This window comes from Haladaptatus sp. DJG-WS-42 (assembly GCF_037198285.1).
Classification (GTDB): Archaea; Halobacteriota; Halobacteria; order Halobacteriales; family Halococcaceae; genus QDMS2.
On sequence record NZ_CP147243.1, the window covers coordinates 691,962 to 714,963 of the forward strand.

General features: G+C 62.0%; 27 protein-coding genes and 1 tRNA gene. 17 read left to right on the top strand and 11 right to left on the bottom strand.

All coding sequences use genetic code 11. From position 1 onward, the window contains the following. Window positions 1-32 precede the first annotated feature (32 nt). The 3 genes from V5N47_RS03900 to V5N47_RS03910 are packed head-to-tail and all read right to left on the bottom strand — an operon-like array spanning window position 33 to window position 2,840. Window positions 33-2,270, bottom strand: coding sequence for an amino acid permease (locus V5N47_RS03900; protein ID WP_338729538.1), 2,238 nt, complete (start codon window positions 2,268-2,270; stop codon window positions 33-35). Continuing rightward, on the bottom strand, window positions 2,267-2,695 hold the full coding sequence (locus tag V5N47_RS03905) for a universal stress protein (protein ID WP_338729539.1): 429 nt from the start codon (window positions 2,693-2,695) through the stop codon (window positions 2,267-2,269). The genes V5N47_RS03900 and V5N47_RS03905 overlap by 4 nt, the downstream gene beginning before the upstream one ends. Next, entirely contained in the window at window positions 2,688-2,840 is a 153-nt protein-coding gene (locus V5N47_RS03910; RefSeq protein ID WP_338729540.1) for a hypothetical protein, read from the bottom strand. The genes V5N47_RS03905 and V5N47_RS03910 overlap by 8 nt, the downstream gene beginning before the upstream one ends. A gap of 87 nt (window positions 2,841-2,927) precedes the next feature. Between V5N47_RS03910 and trkA the strand changes: the two genes are divergently transcribed. Beyond that, on the top strand, window positions 2,928-4,262 hold the full coding sequence (gene trkA / locus V5N47_RS03915) for a Trk system potassium transporter TrkA (protein ID WP_338729541.1): 1,335 nt from the start codon (window positions 2,928-2,930) through the stop codon (window positions 4,260-4,262). Further along, a complete protein-coding gene (locus V5N47_RS03920) occupies window positions 4,259-5,794 on the top strand; it encodes a TrkH family potassium uptake protein (protein ID WP_338729542.1) in 1,536 nt (511 codons plus the stop codon). The genes trkA and V5N47_RS03920 overlap by 4 nt, the downstream gene beginning before the upstream one ends. Here V5N47_RS03920 and V5N47_RS03925 read toward each other — a convergent pair. From V5N47_RS03925 to V5N47_RS03935, 3 genes are read right to left on the bottom strand one after another with little or no spacing between them, the layout of a single operon-like run. Continuing rightward, window positions 5,791-7,377: a TrkH family potassium uptake protein gene (locus V5N47_RS03925; RefSeq protein ID WP_338729543.1), complete on the bottom strand. Its 1,587-nt coding sequence runs from the start codon at window positions 7,375-7,377 to the stop codon at window positions 5,791-5,793. The two genes, V5N47_RS03920 and V5N47_RS03925, sit on opposite strands and share 4 nt — an antisense overlap. Before the next feature lies 1 nt (window position 7,378). Further along, entirely contained in the window at window positions 7,379-8,062 is a 684-nt protein-coding gene (locus V5N47_RS03930; protein ID WP_338729544.1) for a TrkA family potassium uptake protein, read from the bottom strand. A gap of 44 nt (window positions 8,063-8,106) precedes the next feature. Next, window positions 8,107-8,490 (bottom strand): hypothetical protein, encoded by a 384-nt coding sequence (locus V5N47_RS03935; protein WP_338729545.1) that lies wholly within the window; start codon window positions 8,488-8,490, stop codon window positions 8,107-8,109. 104 nt (window positions 8,491-8,594) lie between these two features. Between V5N47_RS03935 and V5N47_RS03940 the strand changes: the two genes are divergently transcribed. The 7 genes from V5N47_RS03940 (at window position 8,595) to V5N47_RS03970 (ending at window position 12,753) form a co-directional block, all read left to right on the top strand. Continuing rightward, window positions 8,595-9,227 (top strand): adenylate kinase, encoded by a 633-nt coding sequence (locus V5N47_RS03940; RefSeq protein ID WP_338729546.1) that lies wholly within the window; start codon window positions 8,595-8,597, stop codon window positions 9,225-9,227. Between the two features lie 83 nt (window positions 9,228-9,310). Then, window positions 9,311-10,225: a DUF106 domain-containing protein gene (locus tag V5N47_RS03945; protein WP_338729547.1), complete on the top strand. Its 915-nt coding sequence runs from the start codon at window positions 9,311-9,313 to the stop codon at window positions 10,223-10,225. A gap of 36 nt (window positions 10,226-10,261) precedes the next feature. Next, complete coding sequence (gene cmk, locus V5N47_RS03950; RefSeq protein WP_338729548.1) at window positions 10,262-10,837, top strand: (d)CMP kinase; 576 nt, start codon at window positions 10,262-10,264, stop codon at window positions 10,835-10,837. Further along, window positions 10,837-11,721: an RNA-guided pseudouridylation complex pseudouridine synthase subunit Cbf5 gene (locus V5N47_RS03955; RefSeq protein ID WP_338729549.1), complete on the top strand. Its 885-nt coding sequence runs from the start codon at window positions 10,837-10,839 to the stop codon at window positions 11,719-11,721. The genes cmk and V5N47_RS03955 overlap by 1 nt, the downstream gene beginning before the upstream one ends. 65 nt (window positions 11,722-11,786) lie before the next feature. Next, a tRNA-Pro gene (locus V5N47_RS03960) sits at window positions 11,787-11,859 on the top strand. 493 nt (window positions 11,860-12,352) lie between these two features. Next, window positions 12,353-12,574, top strand: a complete 222-nt coding sequence (locus V5N47_RS03965; protein WP_338729550.1) for a hypothetical protein — start codon at window positions 12,353-12,355, stop codon at window positions 12,572-12,574. Beyond that, entirely contained in the window at window positions 12,571-12,753 is a 183-nt protein-coding gene (locus tag V5N47_RS03970) for a hypothetical protein (RefSeq protein WP_338729551.1), read from the top strand. Before V5N47_RS03965 ends, V5N47_RS03970 begins: the two co-directional genes overlap by 4 nt. A 13-nt stretch (window positions 12,754-12,766) precedes the next feature. Here the strand turns inward: V5N47_RS03970 and V5N47_RS03975 are convergent, their stop codons facing one another. Both V5N47_RS03975 and ilvD read right to left on the bottom strand, forming a co-directional pair. Further along, a complete protein-coding gene (locus tag V5N47_RS03975; RefSeq protein ID WP_338729552.1) occupies window positions 12,767-13,207 on the bottom strand; it encodes a hypothetical protein in 441 nt (146 codons plus the stop codon). Window positions 13,208-13,276: 69 nt separating this feature from the next. Then, window positions 13,277-15,007 (bottom strand): dihydroxy-acid dehydratase, encoded by a 1,731-nt coding sequence (ilvD, locus tag V5N47_RS03980; protein WP_338729553.1) that lies wholly within the window; start codon window positions 15,005-15,007, stop codon window positions 13,277-13,279. Window positions 15,008-15,114: 107 nt separating this feature from the next. Here ilvD and V5N47_RS03985 point away from each other — a divergent pair, with 107 nt between their 5' ends. The 8 genes from V5N47_RS03985 to V5N47_RS04020 all read left to right on the top strand — a co-directional run bounded on the left by V5N47_RS03985 (window position 15,115) and on the right by V5N47_RS04020 (window position 20,362). Next, on the top strand, window positions 15,115-15,822 hold the full coding sequence (locus V5N47_RS03985; protein WP_338729554.1) for a glycosyltransferase: 708 nt from the start codon (window positions 15,115-15,117) through the stop codon (window positions 15,820-15,822). 51 nt (window positions 15,823-15,873) lie between these two features. Next, on the top strand, window positions 15,874-16,842 hold the full coding sequence (locus V5N47_RS03990) for a beta-ribofuranosylaminobenzene 5'-phosphate synthase family protein (protein WP_338729555.1): 969 nt from the start codon (window positions 15,874-15,876) through the stop codon (window positions 16,840-16,842). Window positions 16,843-16,873: 31 nt separating this feature from the next. Further along, a complete protein-coding gene (locus V5N47_RS03995) occupies window positions 16,874-17,710 on the top strand; it encodes an HTR-like protein (protein ID WP_338729556.1) in 837 nt (278 codons plus the stop codon). A gap of 44 nt (window positions 17,711-17,754) precedes the next feature. Then, on the top strand, window positions 17,755-18,627 hold the full coding sequence (locus V5N47_RS04000) for a hypothetical protein (RefSeq protein ID WP_338729557.1): 873 nt from the start codon (window positions 17,755-17,757) through the stop codon (window positions 18,625-18,627). Beyond that, window positions 18,624-18,995: a hypothetical protein gene (locus tag V5N47_RS04005; RefSeq protein ID WP_338729559.1), complete on the top strand. Its 372-nt coding sequence runs from the start codon at window positions 18,624-18,626 to the stop codon at window positions 18,993-18,995. Before V5N47_RS04000 ends, V5N47_RS04005 begins: the two co-directional genes overlap by 4 nt. Window positions 18,996-19,027: 32 nt before the next feature. Further along, on the top strand, window positions 19,028-19,348 hold the full coding sequence (locus V5N47_RS04010) for a transcription factor S (protein WP_338729560.1): 321 nt from the start codon (window positions 19,028-19,030) through the stop codon (window positions 19,346-19,348). A gap of 68 nt (window positions 19,349-19,416) precedes the next feature. Continuing rightward, on the top strand, window positions 19,417-19,791 hold the full coding sequence (locus V5N47_RS04015) for a CBS domain-containing protein (RefSeq protein WP_338729561.1): 375 nt from the start codon (window positions 19,417-19,419) through the stop codon (window positions 19,789-19,791). Window positions 19,792-19,852: 61 nt separating this feature from the next. Further along, window positions 19,853-20,362, top strand: a complete 510-nt coding sequence (locus V5N47_RS04020; RefSeq protein WP_338729562.1) for a hypothetical protein — start codon at window positions 19,853-19,855, stop codon at window positions 20,360-20,362. A 1-nt stretch (window position 20,363) separates the two neighbouring features. Here the strand turns inward: V5N47_RS04020 and V5N47_RS04025 are convergent, their stop codons facing one another. From V5N47_RS04025 to V5N47_RS04035, 3 genes are all read right to left on the bottom strand, one after another. Continuing rightward, window positions 20,364-21,275 carry a hypothetical protein gene (locus tag V5N47_RS04025; RefSeq protein WP_338729563.1) on the bottom strand — a complete coding sequence of 304 codons (912 nt, stop codon included), beginning with the start codon at window positions 21,273-21,275 and terminating at the stop codon, window positions 20,364-20,366. 90 nt (window positions 21,276-21,365) lie between these two features. Further along, window positions 21,366-22,211 carry a ZIP family metal transporter gene (locus tag V5N47_RS04030; RefSeq protein ID WP_338729564.1) on the bottom strand — a complete coding sequence of 282 codons (846 nt, stop codon included), beginning with the start codon at window positions 22,209-22,211 and terminating at the stop codon, window positions 21,366-21,368. A 39-nt stretch (window positions 22,212-22,250) separates the two neighbouring features. Then, window positions 22,251-22,940 carry an SDR family oxidoreductase gene (locus V5N47_RS04035; protein ID WP_338729565.1) on the bottom strand — a complete coding sequence of 230 codons (690 nt, stop codon included), beginning with the start codon at window positions 22,938-22,940 and terminating at the stop codon, window positions 22,251-22,253. Window positions 22,941-23,002: the final 62 nt, after the last annotated feature.

Consider the following 23,002-nt stretch of genomic DNA (forward strand, 5'->3'; position numbering starts at 1 on the left):
AAACGGTCAAAAAAGCGGGGAGGCGTGGTCGATTACCGACCGAATAACCGCTCGCGGAGGGTGCGACTGCGGCCTTTCTCTGCGAGCAATACCGAACACGAGATGTCGTCCACCACGTCGAGGACGAGCGACCCGCGAACGAGGCGGGTGAGCAGGCCCTTTTCGGTCGCGCCGATGATGACGAGCGACGACTCTTTCGCCGCCGTCTCGATGGCGCCTTCGACGTCGCCCGTGGTGTCGATGCGGAGGGTTACGTCCGTGAGGTCGTGGTCTGTGGCCCACTGCTCTAAGAACGCGCGACCTGATTCCTCCTCGTCGGGTGAATCGACGGCGTGTAGCAGCGTAATCTCCGAATCGTACTCTGCGCGCAGCATCGTCGCCACGGCCGCAGAGAGGTCTGAGTCCGGGCCACCGGCGGTCGGGACGAGCAGTTTCGACGGGTCGAACCCGCGGTTTTTGAGCACGAGGAAGTCACACGGGATGTTCTCGGTGAGTTCGTCGAACGTGCTCTCTGCGCGCCCGGGTGCGCCGTGGGAATCTTTGCCCCAGCCCATCACGACGAGGTCTGCGTCGTGGGATCGCGCCGCGTCGAAGATTTCCTCGAACGACCGGTGTGAGAGGATGGTGTGAGTGTCTATGTCCACGCCGAACGTCGTCGCGTCTTCGCGGGCGCGTTCGAGCAGCGACGAGGACTCTGCGTCGAGTTGGTCTTTGTAGGCTGCGGCCCCCGCAAGCGCCGTCTGGTCGGGGACGGTGATGATGTGGACGGCGTCTACGGTGCCACCTTTCTGCTTTGCCACCGCGCTCGCAAGTGAGATGAGGTCTTTCTCGCTCGCCGGGTTTGCAAGCGGCACCATCACGCGGTACTGACCACCGTCTGGCTGAACCGCGCCTGCCGCGGAGACGGCGGGTTCTGGCATCACTTCAGAGCGGTTCAGGATGTACTGGCTCAAGATGCCCTGTTTCTCCGTCCGCGAGCGGGCGTAGAAGACGTACCAGAGCGCGGCGAAGGCGACGAAGGCGAAGCTAAGGGCGATGATTTCCGGATTGATGAACGCGATGAGCGCAAACGAGATGAGCGCGCCGAGAATCGGCACGATGGGATAGAACGGCACCTTGTAATCCGGTTTGTAGCCCGCTGGGTTCGCCTCGCGCATCACGATGAGCGCGATGTTGAGCAGGCCGTAGATGATGAGGTGGAGCGTACTCCCGGCCGTTGAGAGGGTCTCTAAGTCACCGAACAGGATGAATAACAGAATGAACCCGCCGGTGAGCGCGATTGCGCGATACGGCGTCCCAAAGCGTGGGTGGATCGTGTTCAGGTCTTCGGTGACGATTTTGTCCCGACCCATGGCGAAGTTGATGCGCGAGGAGGCGAGAATCGAGGCGTTCGCACTCGATGCCGTGGCGAGCAAGCCCCCGAACAGGAGGGCAATGGCCCCGGCTGGCCCGAGTAAGATGCGCGCCACGTCCACGACGGCGGTGTCGTTGCCCGCGACCACGCTGTTTGGCACGGCGGCGAGGACGACGAGCAAGACAAGCGCGTAGATGGCGGTGACGAGCAGGACGCTCCCGATGACTGCGCGCGGTAGGTTGCGGCCGGGGTCTTTGATTTCCTCTGCGACAGACGTAATCTGGACGAAGCCCAGATACGAGACGAAGATGATGCCCGTCACAGGAAGCAACGGCCCGTAGCCATCCGGCGCGAACGGCCGGAGCGAGGAAATGTCCGCTTGCAGCGCGCCAACGGTCGTGAACACCGCGAGGATGGCCACGAGCGTGACGACGATGATGTTTTGGAGCCGTCCGGTCTCCTTTGCGCCCACGTAGTTGATGAAGGTGAACAGCGCCGCGCCGACGAGCGCGATGATTTTCGCACCCGTTAGCGTGAACGGCCCCAGCGCAAGTGTGGGCACGTCGACGAACACGGAGACGTACTGACCAAAGCCGAACATGTAGAACGCAGAGGCAAACGCAAGCCCCATCCAATTAGCCCAGCCAGCGACGCTGCCGAACAGCGGCCCGAGCGCGTGATTGACGTAGTAGTACGCGCCCCCGGCTTTCGGCATGGCCGTGCCGAGTTCGCTCGCGGAGAGCGCGGTCAGCAGGGCAATCCCCCCACCAAGGACGAACGCCGCGGCGGCGAGCGGGCCTGCGGTCTGGACGGCCACGCCGGGCAGGACGAAGATGCCCGCCCCAATCATGGTGCCGACGCCGATGGTTAACGCGGCGAGCGGCCCGAGGTCTTTTGCGAGTTCTTCCTCGCTCATTCGTCTGAGGCGTCCGGCAAGACGACCACCGGCCGGTCGGTGTCGGTCACGAGAGACAATGCAACATCACCGGAAAGCAGGCGAACCCACCGGCTTCCTCCGCGGGGCGAAAAGGCAATTGACGTCGCGTCTACGTCCGTGGCAGTGTCGAAAATCGTCTCCGCGACGTCCGTTCCGTAGCGCAGTTCGGTCTCGACGGTCCCCACGGTGAGCGTGTCTTTGACGACGGCGAAAATGTCTGCTGCGCCCTCTTGTCGTTGTTCGACCGACGCCTTGTCGGGTGCGCCACCTGCTTTCTCGATGACGTGGAGCGCCACGACGCGGCTGTCGGCGTCGAGATACGGCGCGAGTGCGAGACAGGTCGTTCGTGCGTCAGTCTCGTCAGCGACCGGGACGACGACGCATTCGACGAGAGAGTTACCCATCGACACCACCGCCCGGTGGTTCGTGTTCGATGGCGAGGCCGTGACTTTTCCCGTTGCTGGCGAGTGAATGGTTCATGATAGGTGCAGACAGACTACTCGAACTTAACTGGTCGGTGTCGTCGGTCGATACGTGAGCAATTTGCACACTGCGACGGTCTGAGGAATAGAAATGAACTTACCTGCCCCGGCAATACACGACAACCATGAAGAGTCTCGCTCGTGAGGGGTCTGGATGCGAGTAATCGTTGTGGGAGCCGGTGAAGTCGGCTCAAGTATCGCAGCGAGCCTCGCAGACAGCCACGAAGTGGTCGTGATTGATATTGACCGCGACCGCGTCGAGGCGCTCACCTACTCACTCGACGTGCTCGCTATCGAAGGCGACGGCGCAGACCTTGACACGCTCAGAGAAGCCGGTATCGAACAGACCGACATGGTCATCGCCAGCACGGACGACGACGAGACGAACATCGTGACCTGTGGGACCGTCAAAACCACGAGTGACGCCTTCACCATCGCCCGGGTGAAGAACACGAAGTATCTCACGACGTGGCAGAGCAAAGAAGGCGCATTCGGCGTCGACTTCCTCGTCTGTACGGACCTCCTGACCGCAGAGAGCATCGTCCGCGTCGTTGGCCTCCCCGCGACCCAAGACGTAGACGCCTTCGCAGGCGGGAGCGTCCTCATGGCCCAGTTCGGCATCTCCTCTGAGAGCCCCATCACCGGTCAAACGATTCGAGACGCAGACCGGTTCGACTCGCTCACGTTCGCCGCCATTTTGCGGGGAGATGAGGTCGTCATCCCGCGCGGGGAGACGACAATCGAGACCGACGACCAAGTCATCGTCATCGGAAGTCCAGAGAGCGTCCGCGGCTTTGCGATGGAACTTGCGCCCGGACAGGGAGGGAATGGCCAAGACGTGGTCATTATCGGCGGCAGCGAAATCGCCTTCCAGACCGCCCGCCTGCTCGAAGCCCGCGGCTTTCACCCGCGACTCATCGAAGACCGAGAGGCGCGCGCGCTCGACCTCGCTGAGAAACTGCCGAACACCACGGTCATGCAGTCAGACCCGACCGACATCGAGTTTCTCACTCGTGAGATGGTCGGGGAGGCCGACATCGTCATCGCTGGTCTCGAATCCGACGAACGCAACCTGCTCGCCTCGCTGCTCGCAAAGCGCCTTGGCGCGAAACGCACGGTTGCCATCGTCGATGCGGGCGAGTACGTCGACCTGTTCGAAGCCGTTGGCGTGGACGTGGCCGTAAATCCTCGAGAAGCGACCGCAGAGGAGATTACGCGCTTTACCCGCGACGAGCAAGCAGAGAACGTCGCGCTCATCGAATCAGATCGTGCGGAGGTGCTCGAATTCGAAATCAAAGCAGAGAGCGTGCTCGCGGGTCGCCCGATTCAAGAGTCCGTCGCAGACCTCCCCGAAGGCGTCGTCATCGGCGCGGTGACCCGCGACAACCGCATGATTACCCCGCGCGGGGACACCGTCATCGAAGTGAACGACCACGTTGTCCTGTTCGTTGACCACGATGCAATCGACGCGGTGACCGCGAGCGTATGAAACGGCGCGTAAACTGGTGGACGAGTGTCAGCCTGACCGGCACCGTCATCAAGTACCTCTCGGTCGCGCTGTTGCTCCCGCTGTTCGTCGCACTCGTAGACAGGGAGGGCATCATGACGTTCGTCGCCACCATCGCCATCACGCTCACCGTTGGTGTGGCCTTAGAGCGCTTCGAACGCGACGACGAGTTGGGCTTTCGTGAAGGCTTCTTGATGGTCGCACTGACGTGGTTCGGCGTCGCCGTCATCGGGACGATTCCGTACCTCATCGCGGGCTACGGCACCGAGTCCATGCTCGCAAACCCCGTGAACGCGCTGTTCGAGTCGATGAGCGGGTTTACGACAACCGGAGCGACGGTGATGGGCGACTTCACGATTCACTCGCGCGCCATCCTCATCTGGCGACAGTTGACGCAGTGGCTTGGTGGCATGGGAATCGTCGTCCTCGCCGTCGCGATTCTCCCCGAACTCTCGGTCGGGGGCGCACAGCTCATGGACGCGGAAGCGCCCGGCCCCGGCCTCGAAAAGCTCACCCCGCGAATCGCAGAGACGGCGCGGGCGCTCTGGGGGGCGTATCTCGGCTTCACCGTCCTCGAAATCGTGTTGCTCTACGGGCTACATCTGGGCGGGATGGCCCCGAACATGGACGCATACAACGCCGTCGCCCACGCGCTCACGACGATGCCGACGGGCGGCTTCTCCCCCGAAGCCCGCAGCATCGAAACGTTCTCTGCGGCCGTCCAGTGGGTCATCATCCCCTTCATGGTCGTGGCGGGCACGAACTTCGCGCTGTTCTGGCACGTCCTCACGGGGGAACCCAAGCAGTTATTCGAAGACAGCGAGTTTCGCGCCTATCTCGGCGCGATGGCCGTGCTCTCTGCGGTAATTGCTGGCTTGCTCTTTACGGGTGCGGGCATCGGAACTATCGCCGGACAGGTGCCCCCAATCATCGGTGAGGCGGAAGATTCGCTTCGCCACGCCACCTTCCAAATCGTCTCGATTGTGACGACGACGGGCTACGCTTCGATGGACTTCAACACGTGGAGTGCGCCCACCCAGTACCTCCTGCTGTTCGCCATGTTCATCGGCGGCAGCGCGGGGTCGACGGGTGGGGCAGTCAAAATCGTCCGCTGGCTCGTCATCCTCAAATCGCTCCGCCGTGAGCTGTTTACGACCGTCCATCCGGAAGCCATCTCACCGGTGCGCCTCGGCGGCCGGGCGGTCGATGAGCGCGCGATTCGTGGCATCTACGCCTTCACGCTGCTGTACGTGCTCATCTTCTTTTCCGGCGTGCTGTTCATCCTCGTGGACATGACGCGCGTCCAAGATTCGCTGTCGGTGCTCGAAGTCATGAGCGCCGTCGCCGCGACGCTCGGGAACGTCGGGCCGGGCTTTGGCGCGGCCGGACCGATGAACAACTACCTCGTGTTCACCCAAGAGAGCAAGCTCTTTATGGTGTTCTTGATGTGGGTTGGGCGACTGGAAATCTTCCCCGTGTTCGTCCTGCTCACGTCTACGTACTGGCGGAGTTAGGGGTTCAGCCCGTAAATCGCCGCCCGCACGAACACGAGGATGGGGATGATTTCTAAGCGCCCGACCCACATGTTGAGAATGAGCATCCCCTCTGCAAGGCGTGGCATCGTCGGCCCGGTGATACCGGTCGAAAGTCCGACGTTGCCCTGTGCGCTCGCAACCTCAAACAGCGCGTCTGCGTAGGTGAAGTCGGGGCCAGCGAGGTTCGTGAGTAAGACGCTCCCGACGATGAGCAAGATGAGCCAAAGGAGGGTGACGATGGCCGCCTCTGCGAACTCGCGCTCCATCTCATTGCGGTGGAGCGTCCGGCCATCCATCTTGAGCGTGACGACGGCGTTCGCCGGGAGGAATACGCGTCTGAACTGCCAGCGAATCCCGCGGCCAATCGTGTAGCCGCGGATGATTTTGATGCCACCGACCGTACTGCCTGCGGCCCCGCCCATCGTCATCGCCCCGGAGAGGATGACCTTCCCGCCCGCAGACCACGTCCCGATGGGGGCGGACTGAAAGCCCGTGCAGGTGAGCGCGCTGATGAACTGGAACGTCGAATCGCGAAGCGAAAGCGCAGGCGCGAGCGTGGCGAGGTTCTGGATCGTGAGCGCGACGACGCCGAGACCGAACAGGATGAACAGCCAGCGCGTCTGGAGGTCGGACACAAAGTGGCGCAGGTCGCGTTCTGTGAGGACGAGGTAGTGGATGGGGAAGGCAATCGCGCCGATCGCCATTATCGGCAGGAGCACGACTTCGATGAGCGGGGAGTCGTAGGTCCCAATCGAGTTGTCGGTGACCGAAAAACCGCCGGTCGAAAGGCCCGTCATCGCGTGATTTATCGCCTGCCACGCGACTTCCGTCGTCGGGAGCGCGCTGCCGTAGTCAGAGAGGCGAATCGCCATGAACAAGAGCGCAATCGAGAGAAGCGTGTAGCCGAGGAACATCTTCCAGACGGTTCTGACCGTCGAGACGACACTCGGGTGGATTTTCTCCTCGCGGGTCTCGCTCTGGTAGAGCGCGTAGCTTCCACTGCCGGGGCGGGCGAGAATCGAGACGGTGAGGACGATGACGCCCACGCCGCCGACCCACTGGATAAGTGACCGCCACCAGAGCAGTGCCTTTGGCATGGTCGGTTCGTGAACCGCCATCGTCAGGCCGCTGCCCGTCCAGCCGCTCATCGACTCGAAAAAGGCGTGCAGCGGCGACCGGAAGTGGGCGAGGCTGGAGCCGTAATCGACACCCGCAGGGACGTAACTCGCCGCAACGGAGTGGGGCACGAGGTACGCGGCGAACAGGAAGGGCAACGCGCCGAAAATCGCGGTCGCGAACCACCCGGCGGCGGCGATGACCATCCCGTGTTTCATCCGCGGGGCGGGCGCGTCGTCGAACAGCTTCCGGGCGAGGCCACCAGTCCCGGCGGTAATCGCGGCCGCGAGGACGAACGCCCCGGCGACGTAGAGTTCTCCGAACGCAAGCGCCACGCCCGCAGAGAGGGCGAGTAAGGCTGCTTCCATCAACACCAGCGCGCCAACGTCGCGGAAGATGGTGGCGAGGTCGGTGGGTACGATGCCGTCGCGGGTTCGATATACCATTTCAGTTGCGGTCCTCGTAGTGGCCAAAGATATCGGTTACCTCCGGTGTTGCGCCCTCCCCCGAATACACGGTCAGCAGGTCGCCCGCTTCGAGTCGCGTGCTCCCGCGGGGCGTAATCGGATGGCCCTCGCCGTTTCGCTCGATGGCCACGATGAGCATTTCCGCCGAGAGTAAGCCCGCCGCGTCGGCTTCCTGCAGCGTCTTACCGTCGATTGGCGAGTCCTCTTTGACAATGATTTCGAATACTTCAGCCTCGTCACCGATGCGCATGTAATCGACGATTGCCGGGCGTTTGACTGAGCGATAGAGGTACTCTGCGATGAGCCGCTGTGGATTTTCCATCGTGTTCACGCCAATCTGCCGGAAGATGTCCATGTGGTCTGGGTTGTGCACGACCGAGACGATTTTCGGGATGGACAGTTCCTGAGAGAGGAGACAGACCATGATGTTGGTCGCATCCTGGTCGGTCGTGCTGATGAGCGCGTCTGCGCGGTCTGCGCCCGCATCGAGAAGCGTGTCTTTGACCGTGGCATCGTCGTGGATGACGAGACAGTCGAACGACGAGGCAACGAGTTCTGCCTTTGCTTCGTCACGTTCGATGACGACGACCTCATTTCCCCCCGAAGTCGCAATCTGAATCAGCGGCGTACCAATGTCACCAGCACCAACGATGACGATATACATCTGGAATCGGGGTTATCTTCGGGATGTTGAAAGTGTGTCGTTTCTCAGATTTGCGTGACCCATGCCGTGTAATCCCCAGACTGGTCATAGACGGTACAGAATGCCACGTCGATGAACTCGGCAACACGTTCGGGGTCGGTTCGTGCTTCGATGCGAACGTTCGTCCCGTCTGCTTCTTCGGGGCGGGTGAGGTCGTCGATTTTGTACGCCGGATAGTCCGTGAGGAGAGATTTCAGGCGGTCGAGTTCGGCAGCGGTGCAGTCGAGGTTGAGCGTGCCTGTCGCAAACTGAACCCACGGAGACGGCTTTTCTCCCACGGCCTCGGCTTCGATGGTCAGAAACGGGCTCTCGCGGTGCTCGTGGGCGGCAATCGCATCGACAAAAAGCGCCTGGCGCCCGTCGGCAGTGTCGGCGGCGAATCGCGTCATGCGGACGGCTTCGTGGTGGAAGCCTAAAAGCGAGGGGGCCACAAAACGGGCGAACCTTCGCCCGTTTCCATACGCCTTTTAGGGCTGGCCTCAAATTCTCGGCTATGAGTCAGCCGCACATCCTGTTGCTCGGCGCACCGGGCGCTGGTAAAGGCACCCAGAGCAGTCGAATCGTGGAGTCGTTCGGCGTCGAACACGTCACGACAGGTGACGCACTGCGCGCCAACAAGGATATGGAGACGGAGTACGGCACGCCTCGGTCGTTCATGGAAGCCGGTGAACTCGTCCCCGACCCGGTTGTGAACGCCATCGTCGAAGAGGCGCTCACGAGCGCAGACGGCTTCGTGTTAGACGGCTACCCACGCAACATAGAGCAGGCCGAAGAACTCGACGGCATGACAAGCCTCGACCTCGTTGCCTACCTCAACGTTGACGAAGAAGAACTCGTTGCTCGCCTGACCGGCCGCCGCGTGTGCAGCGAGTGTGGCACGAATTTCCACGTCAAGTTCAACCAGCCCGCAGTAGAGGGCGTCTGTGACGAGTGTGGCAGCGACCTCATCCAGCGCGACGACGACACCGAAGAAACCGTCCGCGAGCGCCTGCGCGTCTTCCGTGAGAACACGGAACCGGTCATCGAATTCTACCGCGAGCGCGACCAGCTCGTCGAAATCGATGGCGAGGGCACACCCGATGAAGTCTGGACAACCCTGAACGCCGCCATCGAAGACGCACAGTAAGCGACTTTTCTCCCGGCACAACGCCGGTTTTCCAGCGCGCGAAGAGTAAAAGGTTGATTAACAGCTAGTGCCAAGAGAGGTCAATGGCACGGACAGCGGAAAAAGTGACCGCACTCGTCAATCAAGACGGGTCGATGGCCGACGCCCTCAACGTCGTCCTCGAACACGCCCAGAACGGGGATGGCTCCGTTGCGTGGGGCGATGTGAAAGGCGAAATCACGAGTGGCGAGTGGGGTCGTCTCATCGAGAAGGGCATCCTCATCGAGGGTGATGGCGACGGCTTCGTCGTGAACAACCCAGACCAGGTGCGCGCGGCGCTCGATGACACCACCCCGGGCACGAAAAGCCGGTCGCGGTCGAAGAAATCGAACAGCAGCGACACAGATTCGAGTTGGTCTTCGTACGACAAGGCCGCAGCCCTCATCACCGTCGGGCTGTTCGCAGGGTACTCCTACGGCCCGGTGCGCGACATCATCGGCGGCGGGATGAACGTCCTCCTTGGCCCGCTTGAATCGATGTTACCGTTCTACGTCGTCGTGATGGTGCTCGCACTCTTTACCGGGCTGTACTCCACGCTCTTGCAGGCGAATCTCATGGACATGGAGAAGATGGGCGAATATCAGTCTGCGATGAAGGAGATTCAAGAGCGGCGCAAGGCCGCCCAAGAGCGCGGCGACGACGACGAACTCGAACGCATCCAAGAAGAACAGATGGAAGCCATGGGTGACAACCTCGGTATGTTCAAAGAGCAGTTCCGCCCGATGGTGTGGATCATGCTGCTCACCATCCCAGTGTTCCTCTGGATGTACTGGATGCTGCTGACCCGCGGTGACGTGATTACACCGAACCAAATCACCATGCCGCTCATCGGGACGGTCGGCTGGGAAGAGGGTGTCCTCGGCCCATTGCAGGCGTGGATTCTCTGGTACTTCGTCTGCTCGGTGAGCTTCACCCAGATTATCCGTAAATCGCTCAACATCCAGACGACGCCGACGTAACGAACTTCTTTTTACTCCCTCGCTCGGAGGGTGTATATGCTAATTACCGTCTCCGGACCTGCCGGAAGCGGCAAGAGTACCACCGCAAAGGCGCTCGCCGAGTCACTCGGCTACGAGCACATCAGCGGTGGCGACCTCTTTCGCTCTCTCGCAGCAGAACGTGGACTGACGCCGCTCGAACTCAACAAGCAGGCAGAAGAAGACGAGCAAATCGACCGCGACTTAGACCGCAGGCTGCGCGACATCGCCCGCGAGAACGACGACGTGGTGCTCGAATCGCGCCTCGCTGGCTGGCTCGCAGGCGAGTACGCAGACCTCCGCCTTTGGCTCGACGCGCCACTGCACGTCAGAGCCGCACGGATTGCAGACCGCGAGGGCAAACCCGTAGAGCAGGCGCGAAAGGAAACCCGCGCGCGCTCAAGCAGTGAGGCCCAGCGGTATCAAGCGTACTACGGCATCGACATCACCAACCTCTCTATCTACGACCTGAACGTCAACACGGCGCGCTGGAGCCCGGAAAGCGCGCTCGCCATCGTCCGAACCGCGGCCGAAGAGTACACCGCAGCGGACGACGAAGGGACGGTCGAGATAACCATCGACTACCAGTTCTAATGCTCGAACGCGGCCCACCCGAAGATCGACGCCCCACAGACCGTCTGCAGTTCGGGGTCATCAACCTCGACAAACAGCCCGGCCCCTCGGCCCATCAGGTGACCGGCTGGGTACGCGACTTGGCCGGGGTCGACCAGGCCGCCCACTCGGGAACGCTCGACCCGAAAGTCACGGGCTGTCTGCCGATTTTGCTCGGCGACGCCACGCGCATGGCCCAGGTGTTCTTAGAAGGCCACAAGGAGTACGTCGCGGTGCTCGAACTCCACGGCCGCGCGCCCGCTGACCTGGAAGCAACAGTGAAGGAGTTCGTCGGCCCGATTTACCAGAAACCGCCGCGTAAGAGCGCCGTAGTTCGCCGCCTGCGCGTGCGAGAGATTTACGAAATCGACGTGCTCGAAGTCACCGAGCGCCAAGCCCTGCTCCGGATTCGCTGTGAGAGCGGCACCTACATCCGGAAGCTGTGTCACGACATCGGCCTCGCGCTCGGAACTGGCGGGCACATGGGGCACCTCCGACGGACGGCCACGACGCCGTTTGACGATTCGACCATGGTGACGCTCCACGACTTCGCAGACGCGCTTGCCTTCGCCGAAGACGGCGACGAAAGCTGGCTCGATGAAGTGGTTCAGCCCGCAGAACGCGCGCTCACCCACCTGCCGAAGGTTACGATTGCGCCGAACGCGGCCGAACAGGTCGCAACCGGCGCGCAGGTGTACGCCCCCGGCGTGATTTCAGTCGATGGCGTCGAAGACGGTGACGAGAAGGACCGCCCGCTCGTGGCGTGTTACACGCCGGATGGGGCCGTCGTCTGTCTCGGCAGACTGGCTGGCGCACCGTCTCGGGAGACGGGCTGTGTGGTCTCTTTAGAGCGCGTGCTCGTCTGAGGAAACCCGTAGGCGAGACGCCGAAGCGAAGGGCTTAATGTTCACACTCTCATCCCCTGATATGCGGGACCGTGGGGTAGCCTGGTATCCTCTGCGGATGGGGTCCGTAGGACCTGAGTTCGAATCTCAGCGGTCCCACATTTCTGACGCGAATAAGTTCAACGAGCACCGCGTAGCGGTGTGAGTTACACGATGAGCGGATAGAATGTGGAAAGAGCTGGGATTCGAGCAGGAAGTGGGAGGTGAGCGAAGCGAACGGGAACGACCGTGTTCGAATCTCAGCGTCTTGTACGAGCGACAGCGAGTACAAGAGAAGGAGTGAACGCAGTGAGCGACTGGCGTCCCACCTTTTGACGTGAATATAGACAACGAGCGCCGCATAGCGGCGCGAGTAACTCATGAACGTCAAAAGGTGGAATGAGCCTTGGCGTCTTGCGCGAGCGAAGCGAGCGCAAGGCTCGTTGCGACCGCAGGGAGCAACGGTGGTTCACGCGAGTGAAACGAGCGTGAATGAAGGCCCACATCCCTCCCCGCGTCCACCTTGCACATGCAAGCTCCAACCCGCCGCTGTACAGGACTTTTCACCCAAACGGCCCAAGCACATACAAGTGGTCGCGTACAATGGAGTGATATGGGGTTGGGGAAACTACTGAACTCGCCGGGAGCAAAGCGGATAAGCACGCTGTCGATGATTGCAGAGGCAGCGTTTGCGTTCCGACGCGGAGAACCGAAGATTGGAGCCATGCTCATCGGAGCGGCGCTGCTCTCGATGCGCTGGAGTGTCGTCGGGTTGGCCAGTGAGGGACTGATTCGACTGTACCGTCGTAAACGACCACTCTACGCACACCAATGACAGACGAAAGCTCCGAAGACAAAGCCGAGGCAGCACAGGCACAGCGAGAAGCGGGAAACGAGCACGAACAGGAGCGCAAACAGGAAAAGCTCGAACGCGAAGACGAGGCGCGCGAACAGGAAGCCGAGAAGGCGGAGAATCCGGACAATCACCGCGACGGCGAACCGTTCCAGAGCTAAACTGGAGTCCTTTTTAGAGCAGCCCGGCGACGACGAGCAGGGCGAGGGCGACCGCGCCCGCGGTGAAAAATAGCGGGAGGTTCTGCTCGACAGCCACCTTCGCGGTTCTACTGCCGAGTTCGCGCCGCAGACGGCGGAGACCGACTTGGAGGAGGCCGGAGAGAATCACCCAGAGGACGACCATCGAGAGGACGAGGTGGCCACGTCCGGTCGAAGCGAGTGAGCCGAAGGTGTAGAAGTTTCCGGCGAGGTGGCCACCGGTGATGAGCAAGAAGAGAATCGAGGCGGTCGTCACGGTGGTAAAGCGCCCGGCGATCCATTGGAGCCCGTCGGTGCTCATCTGCCCGGCGCGGGCGGCGGGGAGGATGATACCAACGAAAAAGAGCGTGCCGCCGACCCAGATGCCAGCGAACAGCATGTGGAACACGGCCATTATCGTATCAATGAGTGCCATGTTCCGAGTAAGGCACCGGGGTGTCCAAATTGTTCCGGTTGCTGAATTGTTCGGGTCGATGCCGGATGTTCAGTTGTCGTGCTTTGCGGCGGGGTTGGTCACCGCGCCGATTGCAGCCGACCCGAACAGCTGGCCGTACTTGGCGAGCACGCCCGAGTCGTAGTTCGGTGCGGGTGCCTCCCACTCATCGAGGCGGGCAGCGAGTTCGTCGTCCGAGAGGTCGATGTCGAGGGTACGTTCCGGGATATCGACGGTGACGGTGTCGCCGTCTTCGAGCACGGCGATTGGCCCGCCGACAAACGCTTCGGGGGCGACGTGTCCAATCATCGGACCGCGCGTCCCGCCGGAGAACCGGCCGTCGGTGATGAGCGCGACGTCGTCTTCGTGGCCCGCGCCGACGACGGCGGCGGTGACGCCGAGCATCTCGCGCATGCCGGGGCCGCCCTGTGGGCCTTCGTTGCGGATGACGATGACGTCGCCAGACTCGATGTGGCCTTCTTGGACGTAGGCCATCGCGTCCTCTTCGTCTTCGAAGATACGAGCGGGGCCTTCGTGGTGGAACTTGTCGTCGCCGGTGACTTTGAGCACCGCGCCGTCGGGGGCGAGGTTGCCTTTGAGGATTTTGATGGCTCCCTCTGCTTGTTTTGGCTCCTCGACGGTGTAGAGGAAGTCGGCGTCGATGTCCTCGTCTGCGGGCAGGTCAAGCTGGTCGAGTTCCGCTGCGATGGTGCGCCCGGTCACAGTCAGCGCGTCGCCGTGGATGAGCCCGGCGTCGAGCAGGCGACGGATGACGATTGGGACGCCGCCGATTTCGTGGAGGTCGTTCATCACGCGCGCGCCGCCGGGTTGGAGGTCGGCGATTTTCGGCGTGCGCCGAGAGATTTCGTCGAAGTCGTCGATGTCGAGGTCGATGCCTGCCTCGCGGGCGAGCGCAAGCAGGTGGAGCACGCCGTTGGTCGAGCCGCCGATGGCAGTCTGGACGGCAATGGCGTTCTCGAAGGATTTCCGGGAGAGAATATCGGAGGGACGGCGTTCTTCGCGAATGACTTCGACGGCGAGTTCGCCGGCGCGACGGGCCACGTCGTAGCGTTCGTCGTGTTCTGCCGGGGCGCTTGCGCTGCCGAGCGGGGCCATGCCGAGCGCCTCGCTGATGGAGGCCATGGTGTTCGCGGTGAACATCCCGCCACAGGAACCCGCACCCGGACAGGCGTGGCGCTCTAACTCGTCTAACTCTTCTTCGCTCATGTCGCCGGTGGCGTACGCGCCGACGCCCTCGAACACCTGGACGATGGTCACGTCGCGGCCGTCGTGGTGGCCGGGCATGATGGACCCGCCGTAGAGAAAGACGCTTGGGAGGTCGGTTCTGATGGATGCCATCATCATCCCCGGGAGGTTTTTGTCACAGCCTGCAACCGTGACGAGGCCGTCGAGACGCTCCCCGAAGGCGACGAGTTCGACCGAGTCGGCGATGACTTCCCGGGAGATGAGCGAGGCTTTCATCCCCTCTGTGCCCATCGAAATTGCGTCAGAGATGGTGATGGTGCCGAACTCGATCGGCATGCCGCCCGATTCGTCAACGCCCTCGATGGCAGAGGCTGCAACGTCATCTAAGTGGACGTTACACGGCGTGATGTCGGCGGCGGGGTTTGCGACACCAATCATGGGCGAGGCGAGGTCTTCGTCGTCGAATCCCATCGCGCGGAACATGGCGCGGTGGGGCGCTCGCTCTGGCCCCTCGGTGACATCGCGGGAGGGAAGCCCCTCTGGTTTCTCAAGCTTCTGCTTGTGACCGTGGCTCATACGCGGAGGTAGCCACGGAGGTTCTTAAAAGGCCGCACCTGAACAGATGTTGCTGTCATTCCGAAACAACAGAACACCTTTGACGACGGGGGCGGGAAGGCAGGGTGATGAACGCCGACTGGCCCGACGCTGCCGTCGTTATCGCCGCCTACGAGGAGGCAGACTCGATTGGCCGCACGCTCGACTCACTCGACGGGCAAGAGGCCGAGGTCATCGTCGTGGTCGGCGGCGACGACGACACTGCCGCGATTGCAGAAGGCCACGACGCCGTAGACCGGATATTAGAAGATGAAGCAGAAGACGGGCCGAGCGCCGCCCGCAATCAGGGCGCACGCGCGGCCACCGCAGAAGTCGTCTGTTTCACCGACGCGGATACCGTCGTCCCAAATCACTGGGTGGCAAAGCATCGGCGTCACTACACAGACGCTGCGGTAGCGGGCGTTGGCGGCCCGCTCCGGCCACAAGGAGACAGCACGAAACACCGGCTGCTGTTCAAGATTCTCTCCGATTACTGGTATCGCGCGGCGTGGCCCGTCGGCTTCGTCCAGCAGTCGGGGAACAACTGTTCGTATCGCCGGACGGCCTTTCTGGAGGCAGGCGGCTTCGACGAGGAAATCCCGTTCATGGAGGACACCGAGTTGTCCCTACGGATGAAACGTTTCGGGCGCGTCGTCTACGACAAGGACTGTCCGGTGTACACCTCGACGCGCCGCCAGACCGACCAGGGCTACGTCGGGCTGTTTCTCACCTACGCCCGCGGCTATCTCGATTACTTTGTCTTGAACCGGCGACCCGACGACGGCTACTTTAAATAGCAAGTTGCCACTGTCGAAACCCCGATACGACAACCCCGCCAAGCGACGGCCATGGTGCGGGTCACGACCGGTGGACGTCTCCACTTTGGCTTTAGCAACCTTTCGCTTGCGCACGCGCGCCTCTACGGCGGCGTCGGCGTCACGCTCGCAGAGCCACGCGTGGTGGTCGAAGCTCACCCCGCAGACGGCGTAGTGTGTGACCACCCGGTCGCCGCCCGCTACGCACAGGAAGCAGCCGCCGTACTCGGCGTCCCCGGCGCGCGCGTGACGGTTCACGAAGAACTGCCGCGACACGTCGGCCTCGGGAGCGGGACGCAACTCGCGCTCGCCACGCTCAAAGCGGTCGCAGAAGCGAACGGACGGGAGGTTTCCGTGCGCGAGATTGCGCCGACGCTCGGCCGAGGCGGCCGCAGCGGTATTGGGGTGGCGGGCTTCGAGTCGGGTGGGTTCATCTTCGACGCGGGCCACCCGACGGAGCGATTCACGACCAACCGCCCGGCGGACGGCGAATGGGACGTGCCCGCGGTCGCAGCGCGCCACGACATCCCCGCAGACTGGCGGTTCGTCGTTGTGATTCCGGACATCCCCTCGGGACGAAGCGGTGCGAACGAAGACGAGAGCATCCGGACGGCCGTCGAGGACGCAGACCCGGTGCTTGCAGACGATATTTCGACGCAGATTGCCCGGCGCGTCCTGCCCGCGGTCGCAGAGGGCGACTGGCGAACCTTCGGCGCGGCGGTGGCGACCATCAGCCGCCTCAATGGCGCGTGGTACGCCGATGAGCAGGGCGGCGTGTTCCGGCCACCGCTCGGGGAACTCGTGAACAGACTGACTGCGAGCGGGGCGGTGTCGGGTGCGGGCCAGTCGTCGTGGGGGCCTGCGGTGTTCGGCGTGACCGACCGGGAGCACGCGGCGGCCGCCCGCGAGGTGGCACGCGAGGCGCTCGACGCCGTTTCGGTGTCGGGTGACGTGTTCGTCTCGCGCGGTCGAAACACTGGCGCGGACATTCTATCGGAGTAACACGTAAGCGGAAGGCCTGCCATAGCCCGGTATGAAGCGCATCCCCTTTGGCATCCCGCGGCTCGACTCCATCATCGACGGTGGCGCACCCGCAGGGAGCGTTGTCTTGCTGTCTGGTGAAGCAGGCGCAGGGGCACGAGAGTTCATGTACACGAGCGCCGTGATGAACGGGCTCGCAAACGGTGATACGGAACTGTTCGACCTCTACTATGGCGACGTCCAACCGGAGACGGTGTTTCCAGACGAAGTTCACTATCTGTCCTTTACTGCAGACGAAGCCCAACTCACCCGTGAGATTGGGCTGACTATTGACGAAGAAATCGTCGAACAAAGCGTCGAGGCAATCACGTTCCACGACCTCTCAGACGAGTATTTCAACGAGAGTCAGGTGCCGAGAGAGTGGTACGCAGAGAAAGCACTCACAATCGAAGGTCTCGGCTCGTCGCACGACTCAGAAGGCGTGCTCACCGCCTTTTCGAACTGTCTCGACCGCGTCGCAAGCGGCAACCTCGTTGTCATCGACTCGCTCACCGACCTCGTAAACACCGTCTCCGATGAGCGCCAGTGGGCTGACATCACGCTGATTATTAAAGGTCTCCAGAAGGCTGCGTTCCAGTGGGAGGGGCTCATCTTGCTCTACATCAACGCGGAGACGGTTCAGCCAGAAGAGCACGAACAACTGGTCGAAGCGACTGATGGGACGATGGAATTTACGTGGGAAACCGGCGGGTCGAGTCGGGCGCGAACCATGTTCGTCAAACAGTTCCGCGGCATCCTCCCGCGTATCGAGGCAGAAAATATCGTTCGGTTCGAAACCGAAATTAATGACTCCGGGTTCGATATTAGTAATGTGCAGAAAATCAGATAAGTTTGAAGGAACGTTTAAGGTGATTGTTCCAATATCTACAGTGAATGGAGGGTGAGGAATCGAGGGACGTGGCCGTGCGGATACCGAACTCGCTTGATGAGTGGCTCACTGCCAAGACGGATGCGCTCGGTGTGTCACACGAAACGCTACTCGTTCAGTTACTCGCGGCGTATCGACTGACTGACGAGAACGCCGCGAGCGATCTCAAAACGGCGCTTGACCAACGCGATGCTGTGAACAGCGACCAACTTGCGTCGGTCGAAGCGACGCTCACACAGCGACTGGAATCGGAAGTTGGTGACGTCGACGAGAAGCTCGAATCACTCATCGGTGACGTGCGAGCGCGCGTCATTCAAGTGAAAAAGGAAGCAGACGCAAAAGCGCCGAGCGACCACACCCATCCCGAACTCTCGACCGTCGAAACCCTCGAACAGTCGGTGGCCAGCCTCCAAGACGAGGTTGACCAGCTTGCAACGGAAGTAGACCGCGAGGCCAGTACGCGCACGGACGAACACACGGCGTTCCGCGACCGAATCGCAGAGCTCGAATCGAAGCTCCAAACCGTCGCTCGCGTCACGCTCGACATGCGCAAAGTGGTACGCACCGACGCAGAGCGCGCAGAGCGCGAGCGACTCCTCACAACCCTCAGAGAGATTGCAGCAGAGGACGGGGTGCGTACGGCGAAGTGCGACGCGTGTGGTGCACCAATCGACGTGGCGCTCTTGAACGACCCGACCTGTCCGGGCTGTGGCCACCTGTTCACCGACATTGAGCCGGGGACGTGGCTCATCCGCTCGCCACGGCTCGTGAACACTCGCCCCGAACTCGAAGCCGGAACCGACGAAGAGACTGACTTAGACGTGCTCGCAGAGGTCGTCGGCGAGGTCGAAGTTGCCCCCGGAGGCAACAACCAATGACACGCGACGACCGCGACATCTTCGACAAACTCGCCGCGGAGACAAGCCACGAGGTACAAGACCCGCTTTCCGAACTCGACGAAGAATCACTAACCGACGCGGAGGCGAGCACCCTCGCGGACGACGACCTCTGGGACGCCCTCGCGGACACAGACGACATGACGATTACGAACGGGTCGGAAGAACTCGAGGAGGCCGTCGTCGAAAAACAGGCCTTTTGCGAGTCTTGTGAGCACTTTACCGCACCGCCAGAGGTCGGCTGTACCCACGACGGGACGAAAATACTCGAACAGACCGATATGCGCCACTTCAAAGTGCGAAACTGCCCCGTCGTCGCCCAGCGCCGCGAACTCGAAGCAGAGCGCTAACCCTTTTTTACGCAGAGCGACAACCCGCGTCCATGCAATTCTGCGACGAGTGTGGCTCCATGATGCACGCAGACGGCGACGAGATGGTGTGCAAGAGCTGTGGCGCGCGCGTGCCAAAGGACAAAGCGGCCGCAAAGAGCTTCGTCAGCACCGAAAAGCAGACCTTCGACGACGTCATCGAGACCAGCGAAGAGGCCGCAGACGAGGGGAAACCAACCGCCAAAGAAGAGTGCAAAAAGTGCGGCCACGACCGGGCGTGGTACACCATCAAGCAGACCGGGTCTGCGGACGAGCCGCCGACGCGCTTTTTCAAGTGTATGGAGTGTGGGCATCGGTGGCGAGGGTATAGCTGAGGTATCGGAGCCAAACGGTCACTCGCTCGAAGCAAAACACAGTAATCACCGCCGCGAGTACTAGCGGTATGAGTTCTAAAGATAAGGTGATGGTCAGAGACGTGATGTCCACACCGCTTGAGACGATTTCGAAGGGTGCAACGGTAATGGAAGCCGCCAAACAGATGCGTGAAAAAGACATCAACGCACTGGTCGTCGAGACCACGCCACGAGCGATTATCAGCAGTACGGACGTGCTCGACGCCGTTGCCGACGGCCGTGACATCTCGACGCTGACCGTGGCTGACGTGATGACCACCAACGTCGAAACTGCCACGCCAACCCTCTACATGGAGGAGGTCGCCGCGATGATGACCAGTTACGGTATCAAACACCTCCCGGTCGTTGACGGTGACTACGTCGGGATGGTTTCCTCGACCGACGTCATGGCCTACCTCTCGTAACCAACCGAGAAGCGTTACTGATTGCGAAAGGGGTTTCTCTCCAAACGCCTCACACCCGAACGTGAGTACAGACGAGCGACGAGTCGAGGTGCATCCGGGCTGTGAGGCGGTCGTGGACTTCGACCCCTCGCTCACCTTCGAGTGCATAGAGGAGTGTACGTGGTGTTGTACCCACGGCGTGCTCCTCTATGAGCCGGACTTTTTCGAACTCGCAAAGCACGCCGACTTGAACGAGGCGACGACGACGTTCCGGGGGGAGAACTTCGTCAAGCGCGAGCAGAAAAATCGTGCGGAGCACGTAAACGAGGAGGGCCAAGCCTGCTTTTTCCTGCGCGACGACGGGCTTTGCGAACTCCACTTAGAACACGACTGGAAGCCAGCGCGGTGTTCGGTGTTCCCCCTGCAGGTAACGGTCGAAGACGGCGAGATTCACGTCTCGGTTCGGGAGTCGGCCCACGAACACTGCGAGGGACTCGACGTGAGCGAGCGGAAGGTCATCGACAATCTGGACGCGTTCTTGCCGCAGGTGCTCTGGGAACTCGACGACCCGGACACGTTGAAAGAACTCTGAGTTAGAACAGCAGTTGCGTTTCGAAGCCGAGGACGACCGCGTAATTAGCGAGCGAGAGGCTTAGGTATGCGACTGCAGGGGGCAGGAGCGAGTCACTCCGCTCGTAGGTGTAGGCGGCGATAGCGAACACCGCGAGGTGTGTGAGCGTGAACAGGCCTTCCGCGACGGAGTCGGTGGCGTTGATGCCCGGTACGAGAATGACCACCGCAAGCAACACGAGCGGCAGGTACGCGAGATACCGAATCGAGGCGCGCTGCGTGCGCGCCGTGGCGTACAGCGCAATGCCGAGTGTGAGCACGAGCAGAAACGTCCCGACGAGTTTTCCGAGGTCGGGAGCCAGCGCAAAACCGCCAGTCGTACTCACCATCGCAACTCCGGCGAGCACTGCGGTGAGGATGACGGTGGCAGTCCCGTCGAACACCTGCCGGAGCGTTCCCTGCACGAGCACCTGACAAATCAAGACGAGCGTTGGGACGCCAATTACCACCGCTAACCCGATTATCAGCAATATCGGTGCAAGCGCCGCGTCTGTGGCGTAGGAGGTCTTGGTGAGCGTCCGGTACGGTATCCCGGTGAGCACGCCAACGAGTTTGGTGAGGGCGACGAATGCGAGGGGGCCAATCCCGGCGAGCACGAGCGCGATGCGGTTGGGTCGAGCGGGGAGTGACAGCCCCGGCCAAACGTCTCGAATCGACGCATACGCCGCGATGAACACGATGAGTCCAGCGAGGAAGATGAAGCCAGAGGCAAAGCCGCCGACTACCGACACGGAGCCAAGTACTGAAGTGTGCGATTGTGCTATCGCCCGCAATCCCTGACGCCAGAGGTAGACCACGCCCAACATCGCGCCAACGACGCCGAGTTCAACGAGGACTCGATGAATTGAGCGGGATGACAGCGATTGGATAAGCATAGAAAATGTTAGTATTCTAATTATTTAAATTTGCACGAATGTTTGAGCATTCGTAGCGTGACACGACGTGAGAGAAAGGAGCGTGCAGTGTTATGCAACGGCCAGCCACGCGAGGAGCACCGCGAACGCACCGAGTGAGGTGCTGATGACGGCATGTACCCGCAAGCGGTCGAGCAGGGCGTGGGCGTCGTCGGTGAGTTTCGCAACTTCGCCGACTTCGCCGCCGACCTCACACCGGGGCAGAAAGTCCATGGCGATGTGGAGGAAAATTCCGGCGGCGAACCCGAACACGGCGGCGTTGAGTTGGGCGGACTCGGGGAAGGCAACGAGTCCCGAGAGGATGGCCGTGATGCCGACGCCTGCGGCGGGGAGCAGGATAATCGAGGTGGACTTGTCGTTTGCCGCAAGGCGGCGAGCGGCGGCGTAGCCTGCTGGGCCTTTGTGCGAGACGATGGCGAGGCCGAGGACGAGGCCGAGTTCGGGGAGCGTCGCGTAGACGACGCCGATGATGATGCCCGCGGTGAGCGAGTGGGCGGTTAGGTGGGCCGTGGTCGCGTCGAAGGGCAGGTCAAGGTGGGCGAGGCGGTGGCCGACGGTGTGGGACGCGAAGCCGAGGAGGATGCCCGCGGCGACACCGAAGCCACCAATCTTGGGGTCGAAGCCGAACGCTTGGGGCAGGAGAAAGACGGCGGCGCTCGTGACCATCGCGCCTGCGGCGAGGCCGTAGCCCCAGACGAGGCGACCGGCGTGTTTCGAGGCGGCAGCGCGCTTGCCCGGGATTGCGGCACCGGCCATTGCGGCGAAGGCAACCCACCCGATAGTGAGCACCTTCCAGAGGCCCGCCGTGACGGCGAGCCCTGAGAGGACGATAAACGCGAGCACGCCCGCGTACCCGACGTAGGTTCGAGCGGGCGCGGAAACTCCGGGCTGAGACATGTTGTTAACGCAGTGGTTGTAATTAATAAGTTCGTCGGTTCACCGGGTTGCGCGCTTCCAGTCGCCGAGGCCGACGATTTTCCCGTCTACAGCTTCTGCCGGGCATTCGGTTGCGGCCCAGTAGAACATCGGCGCGACCGTTTCGGGTGCCCGTCCGCTGCCTGCGAGGTCGGTTTCGACCGCGCCGGGGTCGACGATTCCCACGGGGTGGTCGAGTTCGGCGGCAAATCCAAACACGAGGGCTTCGGCGGTTGCCTTGGAGATGGCGTAGCTTCCGTATCCCGGTGTGTACTCGCGCGCGACCGACCCCGAGGTGACGAGGATGCGGGCGTCGTCTGCGAGGTGCGGAAGGGCTTCGCGGATGGTCGAGAACACGCCGCGGGCGTTCGTCCGGAGATGGTCATCGAAGGCGGCGTAGGACTCGTGGGTGAGCGGCGTTTCGCCGGGAGCACCGTGATACACCCCGGCGTTCGCGACGACGAGGTCGATGTTGCCGTTCACCCGGGCAGCGGTCTCCATCAGGAACTCCACGTCGAACTCGTCGCGCACGTCTGCTCGCTGCGTGGTCACGTCGCCTGCTGTTGCGTCGAGTTCATCGACAAGAGCCGAGAGCGCGTCTGCGTCGCGTCCGGCGGCGACCACGTGTGCGCCTTCGGTGGCAAATGTGTGGGCGACTGCCTTCCCGATGCCGTGGGTCGCGCCGGTGATGACCGCCGTGTACTCTTGCATACGGATGCGTGCGAACCGGGGCAATAAGGCGATTTCCCTGTCTCGTTGGGGTGGTTCCTTAT